We start from the raw sequence: 18,527 nt of genomic DNA on the forward strand, positions 1-18,527 counted from the left end.
CCTCTATTTAAAATGGTTTACTTTTCAAGGGTGAAAATAAATGAAATACCACTACTTTCGGTGATTCTTAACGATTCAGATTCCTCTTGTTCCAAAGTTTGATATGGTATTCCTATTTCATCTAATTGTTCTTTGGCTTGAACAAATTCATTTCGGTGATGTGTAGAAAATTCAACTTGTTCAACTGGTCCATACTCTGAAAGTTGTATTTCCTCATGTGCTTGGTATAGGTGTAATTCTCCGCCTAAGCCACCTTCTCCAATTTTGAAAACTTGGATATTTTCATTAGCATCTTCACTTGGTAGATATTCAGCAAATAAATCTAATCCAAATACTCTCGTTAAAATTGATGTAGTGATTGATAATTCATTGACTTTAAGAATAACTGGTCCTAAACCTTGAATTTGGTGAAGAGGATTTACAGAACTATCAAAAGATGGCATACCTAGCCCGACTCCAGTATTGTGTTCATTAGAGTAGATATCATAAGCTTGATGATTATCATCTTCAAAACTAAAATGTTTATTGCCATTGAGTTCAGTAAATGAGCTATAATTAATATTATGATTTGAAAGTATGTTTTGATATTCATCTAGCCCTAAATCAGATGGTGTACGTAGTCCTATGCTATCAATATGTTGATTGCTATAGTCCTTATTAGGAATTTCAACAAAGTGAATGCGAGTACCTGGACTTAAGTTAGCATCTCCAAATCTTAAAGCATTTTCATTTTTATCGGAATATTGTAATCCTAGAATATTTCCAAAAAGTTCTTTCGTTTTAGACAGGTCACTTGTTCCTATAGTGACACTTCTAAGTCCGCTCATAAACTGACACCCCTAGTTTTTGTCTTTACAATCCTTATTATAACGTATTTTAATGTGAATGAATATGATGAACCCTCATTCTATTTGAGTTAATTTATGATTCAGTGTTGTCATTAATTTGAAAGTTATCATTTCGCATTGGATAAAATATTTGTATATATTAAAATATAATAAAAGACATGTATAAGGAGGCGTACATATGTCTAATTTGTGGATAATATTTGCGATTACAGTTTTAATAGCTGTTTATTCAGGTATACAGGTATTTACTAATTTAAATAATAAGCAGAAGTCTAGTTTTAAATATTTCACAATTGCATTTATTGTTTGTGTCATTCTTGCAATTATTGAAATCATATTCCTAGCTCGATAATTAATAATAGCGTCCTAACCTATTTGGTTAGGACGTTTGTTTTTGATCTAATTTAGAAAAGATGATGAGATTGAGTATGAATAAAATGATAATGTATATTAACGTCCATAAAGTTAGTAATAAAAGCACATCATAATTGGGGTTGTCAGAATGATACAACTTTATTAAATCACCTATTGGTGGTATGAGCCATAAAATATATTTAATAAATGGATAAGATTGTATTAAAATCGGACGTAATATACTTACCACTCCAATTAGACTAATAAGCAACCACATGTATTTTTTAGAAATCACATTAAGATTTTTAATTAAAGTGGAAATTAAAATACATATCATACATACAATAAGATGTAAAAGTATGGCTAATACCCCTTGTTTAAAAGAAATTTGATTTTTGAAACTACCTAATAGTAATGGATATATTATTGAAAATACAATTAATACACAATTAATTAAAAATATAAATAACCATTTAGCTATGAGATACTTGAGTTTAGATTCTAGTTGTATAAATAATAAGTATTTTTCATTTAATGACTCTAAATTTAATATATTTAAGGTTAACCAACATGTAATAATAAATAATCCTAAACAGCTAGATGCATAGCTAGATAATATAGGTTGTTCATTATATAAATATTGAAGAAAAATCCAAATTACAAAAATCATCATTGGAGGTATAAATTGGTATGAGCGCAAGTAATTTTTAAACTGATATTGTATATAAGCAATCAAAAGTGGTTCACATCCTTAATTTCAATGATCTCGCACTGATGAGTAATTAATTGCATTAGCAATTCATTTAAATGTTGCTGATGCGTTTTTATATACACCTTATTGTTTTCAGTATAGATGTTTGTGATATTTTTATAATTAGTTAAGCGTTTAGTAATATTTGAGTCATAGTTAATGACTATAACTTTAGCAGCAGTATTAGAAAGATTATTTTCTACTTTGAGATTACGAAATTTACCGGTCTCAATATTCAACGTATGAGTGATGATATGGTTGTGATGATGAAATTCATGAGAAGTCATGATAACAGTAGCAGATAATTTTAACTCAGCTAAATATTTTAATAGAAAATCTGTTGTCTCTTGATCTAATCCAGAAAATGGTTCATCTAATATATATATGTCTGCACTTTTAGTGAGGCATTGTATAATATTTACTTTCTGCTTAGTACCTTTAGAACAGTCTTTTAATTTACGATTTAAAAATGGAGTAAGATTTAAATGTTCGATAAAATAATGAACTTGCTTTCTTGACTGTTTATATGAGTTAAATTTTGATAAGAATCTCAAATATTCCCTGATAGTTAAATTTAAGTTTCCAGGAAAAACATCTATTGCATAACTGACACTTCCCGAAATGAATAATGATCCTTCATAATGATTAATTAATCCAGTAATTATTTTTAACGTGATACTTTTTCCAGAACCATTATGTCCCTCGATTAAAGTTATTGAATTCTTAGGAATATTGAAATTAATATTATGGATAATCATATGATTATTTATCTTCTTAGTTATATGATGCCCTTCTATTATGTTATAAGACATATTAAACTCCCAATAATTGTGACTTATCTTTATTTCTATTTATCTTAGCATTAATCATAATAAACTTAATCATACTTAAGTTATATTCAAGTAAAAAATACAACGACGCTTAACGACGTTGTACAACCAAAACAAAGTATGCAATTTAATTAGAAATATGCCTCAATGGCTTTATACATTACAGGACGTTCCCCTATTTTTTCAACAATATTTACAAAAATTAAATCATTTAATAAGTTTCTTGTTGTTTGACTCGTAGTATTTAAATATTTTGAAAGCTCTTGTACAGTTATATAATCTTCTGAAGAAAAATATTGAATTTGAGCAAGAATGAACATTATAATTTTATGTTTTTCAGATAAAGTTGTTAGTTTAGAGTCTCCATTAATTTTTTTGTTAGCGTAGTCTAATTGAGTTTTTTTAATTTCTAAATCTTCAATTAAATTTTCTTGCCCCTTTAGGATTTGCCTTAAATTCTCTCATACTTCGCACAATTTCTTGTTTATTACTTTTAATACCTTCTATTTGATTAGTGGAATACAATTCATTAACGATGATATCTCGATGTAGTGACTCAGTAGCTACATTCGGTAAAGTGTTAAGTAAATTAGTGAAATTCGAGTTATTCTTTTCAATCGAAGAAACTAAATTTATTATTTCTGATGTAGGAACATAATATAAATTAAAGTATTCATTATGTTTATAGGGCTTAATTTTAAGATCTAAAACTTCCACATTAGGTGATTCTAATCTTTTCTGATATTCGTTCTCATGATCTTTAGAAAACTTATAAAAATTTTTATACATTAACTCCAAAATGATCACCTCATAAGTTATAGTTTCATAAAATTCTATCGCTTAAATTAGTCTGATACTATAATTATATTTTGAAATGCTAAACTTTTATTCTATGTTGAAGTAAAACGCGAAATGAAATATAAAATAGCTAAAAAAATACAACGGTGTCAAACACCGTTGTATGAGTATTAATAGATTGTATTAAGTTCAGAATTATGATTCTAGTAGTAAATCTTCTGGATTTTCAATTAATTCTTTGATTGTTTTTAAGAATCCAACTGCTTCTTTACCATCAATGATTCTGTGGTCATAGCTTAACGCTAAGTACATCATTGGACGATTTTCGATAGTATCTTTGTCAATTGCAATTGGTCGAGTAATGATTGAGTGCATACCTAAGATAGCAGCTTGGCTACCGTTGATAATTGGTGTACTCATCATTGAACCGAAGATTCCACCATTAGTGATAGTAAATGAACCATTAACCATATCGTCTAGGCCTAATTTTTTATCACGTGCTTTAACTGCTAAGTTCGCAATTTCTTGTTCAATTTCAGCAAAGTTTTTCTTATCACAATCTCTAACGAATGGTACTAATAAACCATCATCAGTAGATACGGCAATACCGATATCATAGAATTGTTTTGTAATCATATCTTCGCCGTCAATTTCAGCGTTAACTTCTGGATATTTCTTAAGCGCTGCGACTGCTGCTTTAGTGAAGAATGACATGAAACCAAGTTTAGTACCGTCATGATCCTTCATAAATTGTTCTTTTTTACGTTTACGTAATTCCATAACATTAGTCATGTCAACTTCATTGAATGTAGTTAACATTGCTGTTTGGTTTGACACTTCTAATAATTTTTTAGCAGCAGTTTTCTTACGAAGAGACATTTTCTCACGTATTACTGGCTTAGACGGATTATCGTTAGATTTTTTAGAGCCACTATCTTGTGATTTGCTTTCGCTTTGAGATGGTTGGCTAGCTTGTTTTTGACTGTTATCAACGTCGTCTTTTCTTAAAACGTCATTTCCTTTACCAGAAACTTCGCTTAAATTAACACCGTTTTCGCGTGCATGACGACGAGCAGAAGGTGTAGCATTTACACGTTGATTACTGCTATCTTGATCGTCTTGTTTATTATCTGAAGATGATTGTGATTGTTGTGATTTATCTTGAGATTCACTAGCATCTTTAGATTCTTCTTTTTGTGGAGTTTCATTTGAAGAACCACTTGATGCGTTACCACTGCCTTCACCAACTACGGCTACAGCTTGACCTACTTCAACTGTATCTCCTTCTTCAGCTAATTGTTCAGATAGTACGCCTGCTTCCTCTGAAACTACTTCAACGTTAACTTTATCTGTTTCTAATTCTAAGATAGCTTCACCTTTATCGACGCTATCTCCAACGTTTTTTAACCATTCTGCAATGGTACCTTCTGTGATTGATTCAGCTAATTCTGGAACTTTTACCTCTGGCATACTTTATTTCCCCCTAGTTAATTATTAATGCTACTTTCAATAATTCTGTTTTGAACAAGTTTATGAATTTCTCCATCACCTTCAGCAGGTGCTGCCCTCTGTATTCTACCATGATAGCTAAGGTCATATCTATCAGCAACAAGTGCTCTAAGATAAGGATAAACGAATAACCATGCACCTTGGTTTTTAGGCTCTTCTTGAACCCATGATACTTCTTCAAGATTTGGTAATGATTCAAGTACTTCTTGAATTTCTTCTTCAGGGAATGGATATAATCTCTCAACTGCAACAATTAAAGTAGATTCGTCAGGATTTTTCTCTAAATGTTCTTTTAAGTCTATAAACATTTTACCTGAAGCTAAAATCACTTTCTTAACTTTTTCTGCATCATGTTCTTCGGTGATAATAGGTTTAAAACCACCAGAAGTAAATTCATCGATAGGTTTAGCAACAGTTTTATTACGTAATAAACTTTTCGGTGACATGACGATTAATGGTCTCATTTCTTGAGAATCAAGACTTGCTGCTTGAGCACGTAATAAGTGGAAGTAGTTACTTGAGCTAGATAAGTTCACTACTGTGCTATTATTTTCAGCGGCAAGTTGTAAGAATCTCTCTAAACGAGCTGAAGAGTGTTCAGCACCTTGACCTTCATATGAATGAGGTAAGAATAATGTTAAGCCTGAACGTTCTCCCCATTTGGCACGAGAACTAGATAAGAAGTTATCAAAAATCATTTGTGCCATGTTAGAGAAGTCGCCGTATTGTGCTTCCCAAATGTTAAAGCTATTTTTATTTTCAACATTATAGCCATATTCGAACCCAACAACTGCTGCTTCTGAAAGCGGTGAGTTGTGAATATCAAACGTCGCTTGCTGATTTGGGACATGATGTAATGGAGTGTATGTGTCGCCATTCTCTTCATCATGCAAAACAGCGTGTCTATGACTGAAAGTACCACGTTCACTATCTTGACCAGTTAAACGAATTGAAGTGCCATCTTGTAAAATAGTTGCAAAGGCAAGTTGTTCTGCTTGAGCCCAATCAACTAAGCCGCCTTCTTTTTCAAATGGTTCTCTACGTTTTTCAAGTACTTTGTTCAATTTTTTAAGAACGTGGAAATCTTCAGGATAAGTTAGCATAGCGTCATTAATTTCTTTTAAGTGATCAAATGAGAAGTCTTTGTCATCACTTTGCAATGGCAATTGAAGTGACTCAGGTTTTTCCATGTCTGGATTATCCATCTTATCAGACTTATCAATTTTATCATGCGCTGCACGCATTTCTTTTTGAACACTATCAATAACGTCATTCATTTCGTCTTCAGAAATGATGCCGTCTTCAACTAACTTTTTACCATAAAGTAATTCAACTGATTCATGTTTACGAATATTATGGTAAGGAACTGGGTTTGTAATTGAAGGCTCATCCATTTCATTATGACCATAACGACGATAACCAACTAAATCGATAACAACATCTTTATGGAACTCTTTACGGAATTCCATTGCGATATCTATCGCTTCGATTGTTGCTTCAACATCATCAGCATTAACGTGCAAGATTGGAACATCGTACCCTTTTGCAACGTCAGTAGAATATGTTGTTGAACGGCCATCAGTAGGTTCAGTTGTGAAGCCAATTCTATTATTAGTAATAATGTGTAATGAACCACCAGTAGTATACCCTTTTAAGCTACCTAAGTTCATTGTTTCAAAGTTAATACCTTGTCCTGGGTAAGCAGCATCACCATGAATGATAATTGGCATGGCTTTATGGAAATCAGTTGAAGGAGAACCTGCTTGATGCGTCTCATCTTGTGCAGCACGTGTTCTACCTTCAACAACTGGAGCAACAATTTCCAAGTGACTTGGGTTGTTAGCTAAAGAAATACGTTGTTCAGTGCCATAAGAATCTGTTGTCTTCACGCCACCTAAGTGATATTTTACGTCTCCAGTCCAACCTGAAGTAAGTTCTAAGCTACCGTCTTCTGGTAAGAATTTCATCGGATCTGTATGCATGAATTCTGAAATCATCATTTCGTATGGTTTCTCAAGTACGTGAGTTAATACGTTTAAACGACCACGGTGAGCCATACCGATTTGTATATTTTTAATTCCCTCGTTACCCGCTAAAGTAATTGTATGCTGAAGCATTGGTACTAACGTGTCTACCCCTTCAATTGAGAAACGTTTTGCACCTACAAAGTTTTTGTGTAAGTATTTTTCAAATCCTTCAACATGTGCTAATTTTTTGAAAAGTTCTTTTTTCTGATTATTGTTTAAATTCGCTTTATAAGGCGTTTCGATACGTCTTTTCAACCAAACTCGCTCTTTGTTGTTATTAATGTGAGTGTACTCAAAAGCAATTGGCCCTTTATAGCGTTTTTCCATACGAACTATCGCTTCATAGGCATTGTCATAAATATCTTCAAAGTGTTCTGATACAATACCAGCTGATATTTGTTCCAAAGTTTGTTGATCTAAATCAAAATCTTCAATTCCTAATTTAGGGACATGTTTACGCTCTGGAGGATTAACTGGATATATGCCTGCTTTTAAATGTCCGTATTGTCGAATGTTATCAATTAAGCGCATTACACGTTTAATAGTGCTATCTCCCGCTTGTGAACCACTTCCTCCAGTGGCCGGTTTAGCCTCGACATGAGCTTCACCTGTTTTAATTGTACTAAATAAGACTTGTAAATCTTCTGGAACTGATGATGGATCTTGTAGGTAATCATCATACAAATCTAGCATTAAACCGAGATTTGCACCGAAGTTTACAGGTGCCTCTGTAACTTCTTTTTTGTCCTTAGTCATTTTTACACCCTCCACAAAAATGTTGAAACGCTTACAAGATAATAATAGCATTATTTCAAATTTTGTTAAAGTGCATTTACCTATTAATATACAAAAAGCAGAACCAAATATAGATCGGTTCTGCGTTATTTTGAAAATTGCATTGAGTTGCGTATTTGAAGTTGTATTTTATACCAATTTTTAGCAATCTAAATTCTCTAATTTCTTTTGAATTCAAACGGTTCTAACCTTACTTTATAAAGGGAAATTAATCTTAAATGTCGTAAATTTTTGAACTTCACTTTCTACCTGGATCGAACCACCATTTAATTGCACAATTTTCTCGGCGATTGATAAACCTAAACCATTTCCACCCTGACTACGGGCACGAGATTTATCAACTCTGTAAAATCTATCGAAAATGAAATCTAAATCTTGTTTAGGAATACCCATGCCGTGGTCTGTAATTTCGATACTGATGACTTTGTTCTTTAGAGAGGTATTGATCATTATATATTTATTATCAGTATCATACTTCATTGCATTATCTAGGAAAATAAGTAGTAATTGTTCAAATTGATGTCTATTCATTTTCATTTGTATTGGCTTATTGGACAAGTGCGTTTCAAATTGGTAATCAGGATGTAAATGTCTTAATGACTTCACGCGTGATTGAATCTCATTGTTAATGTCTACATTTTCAGCTTCAAGAACATGACTATTCACACTATCTTTAGTCAATAAGAGTAATTCTTCGACAAGTTTAGTGATTCGATTGACTTCCTCTATAGAAATATCTAGAGATTCTTCAAGAATTTCTGGGTCTTTCTTCCCCCACCTCTGAATTAAGTTGAGATGACCTTGAATGATTTGTAAAGGTGTTCTTAATTCGTGAGAAGCGTCTTCAACAAATTGTCGTTGCTGATTAAATGATTCTTCAATTTGGTACATCATGTCGTTAAATGTAACGATAAGATTATCTGTCTCTTCGTAATTAGTTGTTAATTCTAGTTTCTTTTGGAAACCATCGCGCCTAATTTGATTCATCTTGTTCGACATAGTCACAATGGGTTTTGTGATTTGAGATGAAAAGATATAACTAATTCCAGCAGTTATCACAGTAGCGATTAAACCGAATGCTAAAGCTACTATATATAGTGAACGTACAAGATTGTCATAATTTTGTAGAGAATGTACTAGTACACTGTATCCATTAAAATCTTTCGAATGAATGGGTTCAGTGATTACTAAGTAATTAATGCCATGACTATTATAGATGTTTATACGTTCTGGATGGTTCATATCAAATTTCTTATTGTAATTAACGATATTGTCATTTGATGTTTGAATTAACTTCTTCCCTTTTTCATCATATATAATGACTTCTTGAAAGTTTTCTAATGAAGCATTTAAATCAAGTGCTGATATTTGAGCCAAAGATTTAGAATGAAATAAATTCGCAATATCAGTAGAACTTCTTTCAGCTTCATCAAGTTCGCTATTTCTAAGAGTATCTTTTAAGAAAAAGATAATAATTAAGCAAAATAGTAATATAGTGGTAAACGTAATGAGTGTCGTTATGATCATCCATTTATATTTTAATTTACGACGTTTGATCATCTAATCACGTATCCTACGCCACGTACAGTTTCGATAGATTTCTCCTTATTAAAAGGCTTTAATTTATTGCGTAAATATCGAATATAAACATCAACAACATTTGTTTCTACTTCGCTGTTAAATCCCCATACGTGGTCTAAAATTTGTTCACGCTGCATCACGTGATTTCTATTTTCAGCTAAAACATATAACAAATCGTACTCCGTCTTCGTCAGTTCTAGTTGAGTACCATCTACAGTCACCTTGAAGGCATCTTTATCAATAATAATGCCGTTAATATCGATAACATTTTTCTGCGGTTGTCTACGTAAAATAGCTCTTATACGAGCGAGCAACTCTTCAATATCGAATGGTTTGACGATGTAATCATCTGCACCATAATCTAATCCGGCTACTTTATCATATGTTTCACCTTTAGCAGTAATAATGATGATAGGTGTTGATTGTTCTTGGCGAATTTGTCTACAAATTTCTAAGCCATTAATATTAGGTAACATTAAATCCAATATAATAAGATCATATGATTTATTAAGTGCTTTATCTAAACCCGTACGTCCGTCATATTCTATATCAACGTTGTAATCTTCATGTTTAAGTTCAAGTTCAATAAATCGAGCAAGATTCTGCTCATCTTCTACGATTAAAATATTTGTCATATTTGCACCTCATGCTACATCTTAACTAATCAAGTATGAATGAAAAAGATGTAATCCCTAATTGTTATGAATTGTTAATAATTAATCTATATTTACTTGATTCATTTTACCACATATCAATTGTAATTGATGAAACATTATAATGAGGTTATTGCTGAAAATGATAGCTTTTCAACATTGTTATGACAATGGTTTTATACATTTATAGGGAATTTATAGAAAAAGTTTATATTTCTAATTGACAATGATTCTCAATCGTGTATAATACTAGTTGAAAATGATTATCAATACCGGATAGAACATTCCCCCCCACATATATTTCGTTCTTATTGGATTGGTCATTTTCAATTATCCCCTTTTATATGCCCGTAAAAGACTAACGTTGAGAAACAACGTTTCAATAAAGCAGTAAACCTTTGACACTTGAGGTTTACTGCTTTTTAGTTGCTCTTTCGCTTTAGCGATTAGAGCAACTTATACTTGAGCGAAGCCTCAAGTGTATCCAATGTAACTGGATGCTAGTGGCACTTATACTTGAGTAAAGCCTCAAGTGTTACAAAAAATAATATCGCTTTAGCGATTAGAGCAACTTATCTGGTTGCTAGTGGCACTTATACTTGAGCAAAGCCTCAAGTGTTACAAAAAATAATATCGCTTTAGCGATTAGCTTAACTAATATTTTAAATTTGTAACCATGATTTATGATTAAAATGCTCCATATCCTGTGGCTTAGCGTAATCAGAAATCATATAATCAATCTCACTAAATTCACTAATACGATACGATGCACGAGCATCTCGTTTACTACTATCTGCTAATAAATAACTTAATTGACTTTGTTGAATCATAATTTGACTGACGTGTGCTTCCTCTAAATCAAATTCATAACAATCGTTCTTATCAAATGAACCACATGAAATAAAGGCTTTATCAAATTTGAAACGTTGTAATAATTCGTTTGTTAAATGCCCCTTTACTACATCTTGCTCAGTATTTGTCTTACCTGCGAGCATAATTATTTCTCCTTGAATACGTTGTTCCTCTATTGCACGATTCAACTCATTTGCAATCTTTAGGGAATTAGTGATTATAGTAGTTTGTATAATATCATTTAAATACTGAGGAATTCGACCTGTTGTCGTCCCACCATCTATAACCACGATTTCTCCAGATTGAATTTGTGAAGCTGCTTTTTTAGCTATTCTTTCTTTCACATTTGATTGTTTCTGCCATTTATTCGCGTATGATTTCTCCTTGTTAATATGATTATATTTAACCGCCCCACCGTGCGTGCGAGTAATAAGTTTGTCATATTCTAATGTTTCTAAGTCTTTTCTCACGGTTTCAGGTGTAACTTGTAAAAATAATGCTAAATCTTTAACAGCAACCTCACCGTACTGATCAACACGTTTACGTATAAGGTTTAATCGTTCTTTTCTCTTGTACATTGTTATCTATACTCCTATCTGCTTCATGCGTGCGCGCCATTTATCATTTCGCCATCTGAAATACATGATGATAAATCGCAGCGCTTCATCTGCAATACTCACTAGAATAATACCGGTGTAACCAAACCCCAAATGAATGCCTAATAGAAAGCTTCCAGGCAACAGTAACAACCAAGTAGTTATGATATTGACTGTAACAGGAAAACGCACATCCCCAGCTACATTTAATAAATCTACGATTAAATTATTAATTGCACGAATCGGTTCCAATCCTATAAGAATAACTAGATAGTAGATAATTAAATGGTATGTTTGAACATCATGTGTAAGCCATCTACCGACAGCGACGAAACCTACTAAAACGCATACCATGATAATTAAGGATTGAATCACATTAAACCATATACTTCTTAACACAGTTTTCTTTAGTACACTATAGCGATGTCTAGCTATAAAATGGCCTAAATAAATTTGGCATGCAGCGCTAAATGCCATCGCACAACTGAAAGATAAACCACTTAACACAGTTGCAACAGATTTAGCTGCAATAACTTGTGTTCCTAACATTGCTATAAATGCTGTCGTAAATGTTTGTGCAAAGTTATATGAAATTTGCTCGCCAGCACTAGGTATACCTAATGTTGAAACTTGATAAAGTATTTTAAAATTAATTTTAAAGTAATGCAGTTTCGGTCTGTAAATTTTTAAAAGTGCTATGAATGCTAAGAGACATCCAAGCAGACGGCTAATGGCTGTAGCATAAGCAATTGCTAATACAGGATTACCTACCAAATCTGGAATTATAAAAAGTACGAAAGCATTTAGAATGATATTAGTCAAATTACTAATTACTGTGATGCGTGTAGCAATCGCAGCATAATTCATAACACGAAGTACGGTTCCTATATACATTTGAGTTGAGGTCAAAGTTAAGACACTCAATATAACTAAACCAAATTGATAAGTTAGATTAAATATGTCCTTAGGTACTTGAAAAAGATGTAATAACGGTGAAAACACCATACCTACAACTAATGTAAATACAATCGAAACGATGATATTGAAAAGAAGATTGTGATAAATTTCTTTTGGAATCATTGATGTTTGGTGTGCTTTTAAATGAACAATACGAATATTAGTTCCCACGTGAATGATTGTAATAAGAAACGTAATGAGCATTAATATTTGACTCGTCATTCCGGATGCTGCAACTGCATTCGTACTATAACTGTTGAGCATTAATGTGTCAGCTTGCCCCATGAGAAGTATGAACAGTTGTTCAATAAGTATAGGTACATATAAGGATCTAAATGCGCCTTTAGTAACGATCATCAAATTCTAATACTTTCGATTTAAATATTTCATGAGGTTGTAATTCTATTAATCGTGCACCACGTTGTAAGTCACCATAAGTGTTATAGCCACCGACGCGACCAAAACTTAGACGAATTCCATATAAGTTAATAGTGAAATCATTATCATGATCGTGACCACAGAACATCCCTTCAATATCTCCATTTAATAGCATTTGACTAAATAATCCAGAATTAATTTTTGAGCAAGCAATAGGTTCATTAAATATGCCATGGAATTCTTTGATATTCTCTACTTCTCGATATTCCTGTAGAGGAATGTGTGTAAATAGTAAATTATGTTGAAAGCTACGTTTGTATTGTGACTTATACGCTTCATAAGTCTCTTTAAGCCAGTTAACGTGCTCAGGTCTGATAAAGTCGTAATCACCTATGCCAAATGGGTTATAATCCCCCCCGTCAATCACATAAAGAACGTGTGTAAGTGTATCTTGAGAGCTTACTTCAATAGTATAAGCTTCTTTATCATCAATAATTAAACTATGATGTTTTTGAACATAATTTTTAGAATATTGTTCTTCAATGGCGCGTAAATCACCCCGTTTAAGATGTCCTTCAGTGTCATGATTACCAAATGTTGTTGCAATTTGAGTATCAAATTGATTTAAATATTCGATAAGTTCTTTATAAACTCGACCAGAATCAATGACTCCTTCAGACCATATTTGATCACCAGTTAATACAGTGATATCGGGACGATAATGTGTCATCATATGTTGAATCAAATCATATGTTTTTTGATCTTTGGCGTCATTATGTGGGCCAATGTGTAAATCACTTAATTGTAGGATTTTCGTCATTTTTTAAATCTCCTTTACTCCTTAGTTGAACCTATATTGATTCCTTTTACAAAATGTTTTTGAACAAATGGGAACAAGAATAATACTGGAATTGTTAACAACACTATCATTGCCATTTGCATAGAATCACCAGTAATTGTTACTTTATCCAACATTGCATAAGAACCTGATTTCTGTTTAAGTGCTTCAGCTATTGCGGCTTGCTTAGTGAGCATATCCTGTAATACTGTTGCTAAAGGTTTTAAATTTGGGTTGCGTACGAAGAATGCGCCTGTAAACCAGTCGTTCCATTGACTCACAGCATTAAATAAAGTAATTGATGCGACTACCGGTTTACTCATTGGAAGGACTATTTTCCAAAAGATTTGAAAGTCATTACAACCATCTACCCTCGCAGCTTCGATAACACTTGTTGGTAACTGATTAAAAAATGTACGCATGATTAGAATGTTATAAACACTATAGAGTGAAGGTAAAATATAGACCCAGAAAGTGTCTGTTAAATGTAATTGATTTAATAAAATGTATAGTGGAACCACTCCAGCACTAAATAACATTGTAAATACTAAGAAGAATGAAATGATTCTTCGGAATGGCAGTGTTTTTATTGTTAAGACATACGCTGCCATGGCGGTTAATATCACGCTTAAGATTGTTCCTATGACAGTTTTAGCTACACTAATAAACAATGCATTCAATAATGTTCCTTGTTTAAATATTTCTTTAAAATTATCTAGCGAAAACTTACGAGGAAAGAATGTGATACCACCTTTTTGCGCATCGACACCGGAATTAAATGCTAAGGCAAAGATATTGATTAGTGGCAATATAATAGTAATAACTAAACCTATTATGATAATTAATGAAATGATGCGAATGACAATAGCACTTTTATCTTGGGATATTTTCATTGTCTAATACACCTCTTAGTAAATAATTTGCGTTCCTTTTTTATCTCTTTGATTTTCTACATAACGTTCAAACTGATTTAAACCAGCTTCGTTCAAGCGTTGTTTCGCACTATCGATTATTTGCTTGGCTTCTTTGTCAGTTCTTGAATAATAAGCGCGTTTAATTGCGTCGCTATAATCATCAAGTGCTACCTCTAAATCTTCACCATACTCATATTTAGATAAGAAAGATTTTACTGTTAGACCATTAACAATTTTTGCGTGCTTTTGGCGTTCGTCATAATGCCACATATCAGCAATCTTTTCAGGTGTGGTTTTGCTTGTTTTAGTATTATCGCCGTATTCGATTTCACCAAAGTCAGCTTTATTATCTATATCTGTATAACCAAGATGATCAGCCCAGTATGAACCCGCGCCTCTGAAACCACGTTTTTTCGCTTTGTCAGGGTCGTTTTTGACTTCTTTTAATACTTCTGGTTTGACGTGTGGGTTGCCTTTTTTATCTAATGTGTAATCACGACCTTTAATGCCATATTGTCCTAATAATTTACCTTCACGACTAGCTAAGAAATCAGCAAGTTTAACTACGTCCTCTGGATGTTCAGTCGTACTTGGGACAGCCCATCCGTTTGCACCAGATTTATAAGGTTTCTCAACTCTAAATTTACCTTTGACTGTATTGAGTGGGCCAAGAGGTACATATTTCATGTTTTGATTTTCAGTGACATAATTATGTAAATCTGAAACTATGCCCCATGAACCATTAACAAGTCCTTCTTTCGCTTTGTTCTCTTCCATTGTGTAAAATTCTTTCGTCATGAGTCCTTTTTGCATTAATTCTTTGACATATCTCACTCTTTTGAGTGGATAATCAGTTTGAGATTCGTGAACAATCTTTTTCCCTTTGTTTAAAAATTTCTCATCTGACTGTCCAGTCCATACGAGGTCGTTGTAGAATTTAGTGCGATCGTCGCCTCCCCAAGCTGTAGGACCAATTGGTGTAATTTCTTTACCATTATCATCTTTAAAGTGATGATCCTTCATTTTTTGTGCTAGCTTTTCTACATCTTTGGAAGTTTTAATTGATGAAGGCTTTATATGAAGTTTATCCATTATATCTTTACGAACATAGGGACCTCCTACTGTGCGACGTTCTTCTTGACCTGGATGACGATTGATACCCATGTGTACAAGGTAAGTGCCGTCCATTTCTTTATTGAACATAATATTATCTTTCGTATCTTTAGGAAGGTAGCCTTTCTTAAAATATTTACTATAGATTTTTGTGTTTTTAAGCATCTTTGTAAGATCTGTGAGTCGACCTTGTTTAGCCGCTTTATTTAGAACTTTCATTTCAGGGCGTCCACTATCGTCTAAGTAATAAACGATGAAGTCAGGTAAATCACCAGAAGCGAGACCTGATGTTAGTGCTTCAGTCGAATCTTCATTTGAAACTGTCTGTAATTCTAAAGTGATTCCGGTTTTTTTCTTTAGTTCTTTAGCAACCTCTTTATTCATCTTCGGAGAGGCATCATTATCACTTTGGAAGACTAAACCTTTTAATTTTCTATCAGCAATCCATGTATCTGGCTTCCCTTTGGCATCTGCTTTTCTCTTTGCTTCATCTTGTGATTTATCTTTGCCACACGCCGATGTGAGTATCATTACCGCAATAAGTAAGATGAGTATTGATTTTCTAAACATGTACATTCTCCTTAATATAATGAAGTATCCAGTTTTTTATCGGCAAATCTATTGATAATGACGACCGCGATTAGACCAATAACACCTTGTAAAAGTCCTATAGCTATGGCGTAACTGAAGTCTCCCTGTTCGATTCCCGTGCGTATTACAAAGGTGTCTAATATTTCTGATACACTCGCATTTCCAGGTGTCTTGAGTAAATAGATTTGATCAAAGCCAGCTTTTAAAATATCTCCTAATGAAATAATAAATAGAATAACTATTGTAGGCGTGAGCATTGGTAAAGTAATATGTATAATTTGTTTGAAGCGGTTCGCTCCGTCTATTGCTGCTGATTCGTATATTTCAGGGTTGATGCTCATGATTGCAGCAAAATAAATGATGGAGTCCCAGCCGACATTTTTCCAAATATAACTAGAAAACATGATGGTATGGAAATATTCAGGGTTCATCATAAAATAAGTTGAGCCATCACCACCGAATTTGTGAATAAGTTGATTCATTAAACCGTCATCTGGTGCGAGTAACTTCTTGAATATACCTATCACAACGACCCACGATAAAAAATGAGGTATATATAATATTCCTTGGAATAGTCCTCTGATTTTACCTAATTTAGAATCTTTAATTTCATTAAACATAATGGCTAAAATGATAGGAAAAGGAAGAGCTAGAATGAGCTTCATTCCACTGATAACAAGTGTATTTATAATGATTTGTACACATCTTGAATCAGTGAAGAATCTTTGGAAGTAGTGTAGCCCTTTCCAATCACCACCAATAATACCCGTATCAAAACGGAAATCTTTAAACGCTAAAATTAGACTTGTCATAGGTATATAATTGAAAATAAGGAAAAAAAGTAAGCAAGGTAAAATCATAAGATATAAAACTTTATGTTCCCACATTCTTTTGAGCAAAGATTTTTGATGAGTGGATTGAATTCCATGTTGCTTGATTTTACTCACGATACATCCTCCTCTTTCATTCGTTCACCTGACTCAGAATGGAAATAATGTGCATCTTTCGAATGAATGCCGAAAGATACGTTTTGTCCTAATTCAAAATTAAGGTTACTATCTACAGCGGCTACAATTTTATGATTGTCATGATGACAATGGAGTAATTTGTAAGAGCCCGTCAATTCGACTAAATCTATTTTTAAATTTGTGAGTTGAATAGGATATGCACGCGAATCATCGTTAGTAATGAGATGCAAATCTTCAGGACGAATACCAAGTCTACATTGTGAATGTGACGAAAGTTGTACTACAGATTGATCAGCAACTTTTTGAGCGTCGAAATACCATGCGTCCATATGATAAGTTAACGGGATAATATTCATCGAAGGGCTACCTATAAATGTTGCAACAAATTCATTCACTGGATGACGGTAGATTTCTTCTGGCGTGCCAATTTGTTGAATTTCTCCTTGATTTAGTATCACAATGCGTGAGGCCATCGTCATTGCTTCCGTTTGATCATGTGTGACATAGATTGTTGTTGCATTCATTTCTTTATGTATTTTAATGATTTCACTTCTCATGTTACTTCTTAATTTGGCATCTAAATTTGAAAGTGGCTCATCCATTAAAAAAATTTGTGCGTCTCTCACTATTGCTCGTCCTAACGCTACACGTTGACGTTGGCCTCCGGATAATGCTTTGGGTTTACGTTGAAGAAGATTTTCTATTTCTAATATTTTGGCAGCGTCTTGAATCTTCTTATCATAAATTTTCTTTTTAATACCACGCATTTTTAATCCAAATGCTAAGTTTTTATAAACAGTCATATGAGGATAAAGTGCATAATTTTGAAACACCATAGCTATATTACGATCTTTAGGCTGTAAATCATTAATCACTTTATCGTCGATGCTAATTGTTCCCTTACTAATATCTTCTAGACCTGCTATCATACGTAAGGTCGTAGACTTCCCACATCCCGATGGTCCAACAAATACAACAAATTCGTTGTCATGAATATCTAGATTAAAATCTTTAACTGCGTGACTACCATTTTCATAAACTTTGTTTAAATCCTTGATTTGTATCATGTCTTTGCTCCTTTGAAGATGTAATCGCAAATTCAGTATAAGAGTTTTCTATTAAAGGAAACTTTTTTCAAAATTAAGTTTTCGTAAATCAAAAACTTTTGTTTATT

16 protein-coding genes and 1 pseudogene are annotated in these 18,527 nt (G+C 33.0%); 1 reads left to right on the top strand and 16 read right to left on the bottom strand.

Features of this window, described 5'->3' with window-relative positions; translation table 11 throughout:
• Positions 1-17: 17 nt before the first annotated feature.
• Complete coding sequence (locus tag HMPREF3154_RS04130) at positions 18-827, bottom strand: VOC family protein (RefSeq protein WP_023350285.1); 810 nt, start codon at positions 825-827, stop codon at positions 18-20.
• Between the two features lie 199 nt (positions 828-1,026).
• On the opposite strand from HMPREF3154_RS04130, the gene HMPREF3154_RS04135 reads away from it, so the two are divergent.
• A complete protein-coding gene (locus tag HMPREF3154_RS04135) occupies positions 1,027-1,200 on the top strand; it encodes a hypothetical protein (RefSeq protein ID WP_002433919.1) in 174 nt (57 codons plus the stop codon).
• A 734-nt stretch (positions 1,201-1,934) separates the two neighbouring features.
• Here HMPREF3154_RS04135 and HMPREF3154_RS04145 read toward each other — a convergent pair.
• The 15 genes and pseudogenes from HMPREF3154_RS04145 to HMPREF3154_RS04205 form a co-directional block, all read right to left on the bottom strand.
• Complete coding sequence (locus HMPREF3154_RS04145) at positions 1,935-2,765, bottom strand: ATP-binding cassette domain-containing protein (RefSeq protein ID WP_023350283.1); 831 nt, start codon at positions 2,763-2,765, stop codon at positions 1,935-1,937.
• 149 nt (positions 2,766-2,914) lie between these two features.
• Positions 2,915-3,103 carry a helix-turn-helix domain-containing protein gene (locus HMPREF3154_RS11620; RefSeq protein WP_023350282.1) on the bottom strand — a complete coding sequence of 63 codons (189 nt, stop codon included), beginning with the start codon at positions 3,101-3,103 and terminating at the stop codon, positions 2,915-2,917.
• A 97-nt stretch (positions 3,104-3,200) separates the two neighbouring features.
• The gene (locus HMPREF3154_RS11625; protein WP_023350281.1) at positions 3,201-3,581 is read right to left on the bottom strand and encodes a hypothetical protein; all 381 of its coding nucleotides are present in this window, start codon (positions 3,579-3,581) and stop codon (positions 3,201-3,203) included.
• 195 nt (positions 3,582-3,776) lie between these two features.
• The gene (sucB, locus tag HMPREF3154_RS04155; RefSeq protein WP_070474397.1) at positions 3,777-5,051 is read right to left on the bottom strand and encodes a dihydrolipoyllysine-residue succinyltransferase; all 1,275 of its coding nucleotides are present in this window, start codon (positions 5,049-5,051) and stop codon (positions 3,777-3,779) included.
• A 17-nt stretch (positions 5,052-5,068) separates the two neighbouring features.
• The gene (locus tag HMPREF3154_RS04160) at positions 5,069-7,873 is read right to left on the bottom strand and encodes a 2-oxoglutarate dehydrogenase E1 component (protein WP_023350280.1); all 2,805 of its coding nucleotides are present in this window, start codon (positions 7,871-7,873) and stop codon (positions 5,069-5,071) included.
• A gap of 234 nt (positions 7,874-8,107) precedes the next feature.
• Complete coding sequence (locus HMPREF3154_RS04165) at positions 8,108-9,472, bottom strand: HAMP domain-containing sensor histidine kinase (protein WP_002433583.1); 1,365 nt, start codon at positions 9,470-9,472, stop codon at positions 8,108-8,110.
• Complete coding sequence (locus HMPREF3154_RS04170; protein ID WP_002433827.1) at positions 9,469-10,128, bottom strand: response regulator transcription factor; 660 nt, start codon at positions 10,126-10,128, stop codon at positions 9,469-9,471. The genes HMPREF3154_RS04165 and HMPREF3154_RS04170 overlap by 4 nt, the downstream gene beginning before the upstream one ends.
• Positions 10,129-10,360: 232 nt before the next feature.
• Positions 10,361-10,470: pseudogene (locus HMPREF3154_RS11630) on the bottom strand (hypothetical protein); the annotation flags it as partial.
• A 338-nt stretch (positions 10,471-10,808) separates the two neighbouring features.
• Entirely contained in the window at positions 10,809-11,576 is a 768-nt protein-coding gene (locus tag HMPREF3154_RS04175; protein WP_002433585.1) for a DeoR/GlpR family DNA-binding transcription regulator, read from the bottom strand.
• A gap of 6 nt (positions 11,577-11,582) precedes the next feature.
• Positions 11,583-12,908, bottom strand: a complete 1,326-nt coding sequence (locus HMPREF3154_RS04180; protein ID WP_023350278.1) for an MATE family efflux transporter — start codon at positions 12,906-12,908, stop codon at positions 11,583-11,585.
• Positions 12,895-13,749: a metallophosphoesterase family protein gene (locus HMPREF3154_RS04185; RefSeq protein WP_023350277.1), complete on the bottom strand. Its 855-nt coding sequence runs from the start codon at positions 13,747-13,749 to the stop codon at positions 12,895-12,897. The genes HMPREF3154_RS04180 and HMPREF3154_RS04185 overlap by 14 nt, the downstream gene beginning before the upstream one ends.
• Positions 13,750-13,763: 14 nt before the next feature.
• Positions 13,764-14,660 carry a carbohydrate ABC transporter permease gene (locus HMPREF3154_RS04190; RefSeq protein WP_002433538.1) on the bottom strand — a complete coding sequence of 299 codons (897 nt, stop codon included), beginning with the start codon at positions 14,658-14,660 and terminating at the stop codon, positions 13,764-13,766.
• A gap of 15 nt (positions 14,661-14,675) precedes the next feature.
• A complete protein-coding gene (locus HMPREF3154_RS04195) occupies positions 14,676-16,364 on the bottom strand; it encodes an extracellular solute-binding protein (RefSeq protein ID WP_047796273.1) in 1,689 nt (562 codons plus the stop codon).
• Between the two features lie 11 nt (positions 16,365-16,375).
• The gene (locus HMPREF3154_RS04200; protein WP_211181649.1) at positions 16,376-17,272 is read right to left on the bottom strand and encodes an ABC transporter permease; all 897 of its coding nucleotides are present in this window, start codon (positions 17,270-17,272) and stop codon (positions 16,376-16,378) included.
• Between the two features lie 56 nt (positions 17,273-17,328).
• The gene (locus HMPREF3154_RS04205) at positions 17,329-18,420 is read right to left on the bottom strand and encodes an ABC transporter ATP-binding protein (RefSeq protein ID WP_070474399.1); all 1,092 of its coding nucleotides are present in this window, start codon (positions 18,418-18,420) and stop codon (positions 17,329-17,331) included.
• Between the last annotated feature and the right edge of the window lie 107 nt (positions 18,421-18,527).

Origin of the sequence: Staphylococcus sp. HMSC06C11, assembly GCF_001808345.1 — a bacterium.
GTDB lineage: Bacteria > Bacillota > Bacilli > Staphylococcales > Staphylococcaceae > Staphylococcus > Staphylococcus capitis.

What these genes read in the sequence shown, in the direction of transcription:
- HMPREF3154_RS04205 (WP_070474399.1), bottom strand. Translation starts at nt 18,420, where the DNA reads ATGATACAAATCAAGGATTTAAACAAAGTTTATGAAAATGGTAGTCAC.
- HMPREF3154_RS04160 (WP_023350280.1), bottom strand. Translation starts at nt 7,873, where the DNA reads ATGACTAAGGACAAAAAAGAAGTTACAGAGGCACCTGTAAACTTCGGT.
- HMPREF3154_RS04170 (WP_002433827.1), bottom strand. Translation starts at nt 10,128, where the DNA reads ATGACAAATATTTTAATCGTAGAAGATGAGCAGAATCTTGCTCGATTT.
- HMPREF3154_RS04180 (WP_023350278.1), bottom strand. Translation starts at nt 12,908, where the DNA reads ATGATCGTTACTAAAGGCGCATTTAGATCCTTATATGTACCTATACTT.
- HMPREF3154_RS04185 (WP_023350277.1), bottom strand. Translation starts at nt 13,749, where the DNA reads ATGACGAAAATCCTACAATTAAGTGATTTACACATTGGCCCACATAAT.
- sucB (WP_070474397.1), bottom strand. Translation starts at nt 5,051, where the DNA reads ATGCCAGAGGTAAAAGTTCCAGAATTAGCTGAATCAATCACAGAAGGT.
- HMPREF3154_RS04130 (WP_023350285.1), bottom strand. Translation starts at nt 827, where the DNA reads ATGAGCGGACTTAGAAGTGTCACTATAGGAACAAGTGACCTGTCTAAA.
- HMPREF3154_RS04200 (WP_211181649.1), bottom strand. Translation starts at nt 17,272, where the DNA reads ATGTGGGAACATAAAGTTTTATATCTTATGATTTTACCTTGCTTACTT.
- HMPREF3154_RS04165 (WP_002433583.1), bottom strand. Translation starts at nt 9,472, where the DNA reads ATGATCAAACGTCGTAAATTAAAATATAAATGGATGATCATAACGACA.
- HMPREF3154_RS04145 (WP_023350283.1), bottom strand. Translation starts at nt 2,765, where the DNA reads ATGTCTTATAACATAATAGAAGGGCATCATATAACTAAGAAGATAAAT.
- HMPREF3154_RS04175 (WP_002433585.1), bottom strand. Translation starts at nt 11,576, where the DNA reads ATGTACAAGAGAAAAGAACGATTAAACCTTATACGTAAACGTGTTGAT.
- HMPREF3154_RS04195 (WP_047796273.1), bottom strand. Translation starts at nt 16,364, where the DNA reads ATGTTTAGAAAATCAATACTCATCTTACTTATTGCGGTAATGATACTC.
- HMPREF3154_RS04190 (WP_002433538.1), bottom strand. Translation starts at nt 14,660, where the DNA reads ATGAAAATATCCCAAGATAAAAGTGCTATTGTCATTCGCATCATTTCA.
- HMPREF3154_RS04135 (WP_002433919.1), top strand. Translation starts at nt 1,027, where the DNA reads ATGTCTAATTTGTGGATAATATTTGCGATTACAGTTTTAATAGCTGTT.
- HMPREF3154_RS11620 (WP_023350282.1), bottom strand. Translation starts at nt 3,103, where the DNA reads ATGTTCATTCTTGCTCAAATTCAATATTTTTCTTCAGAAGATTATATA.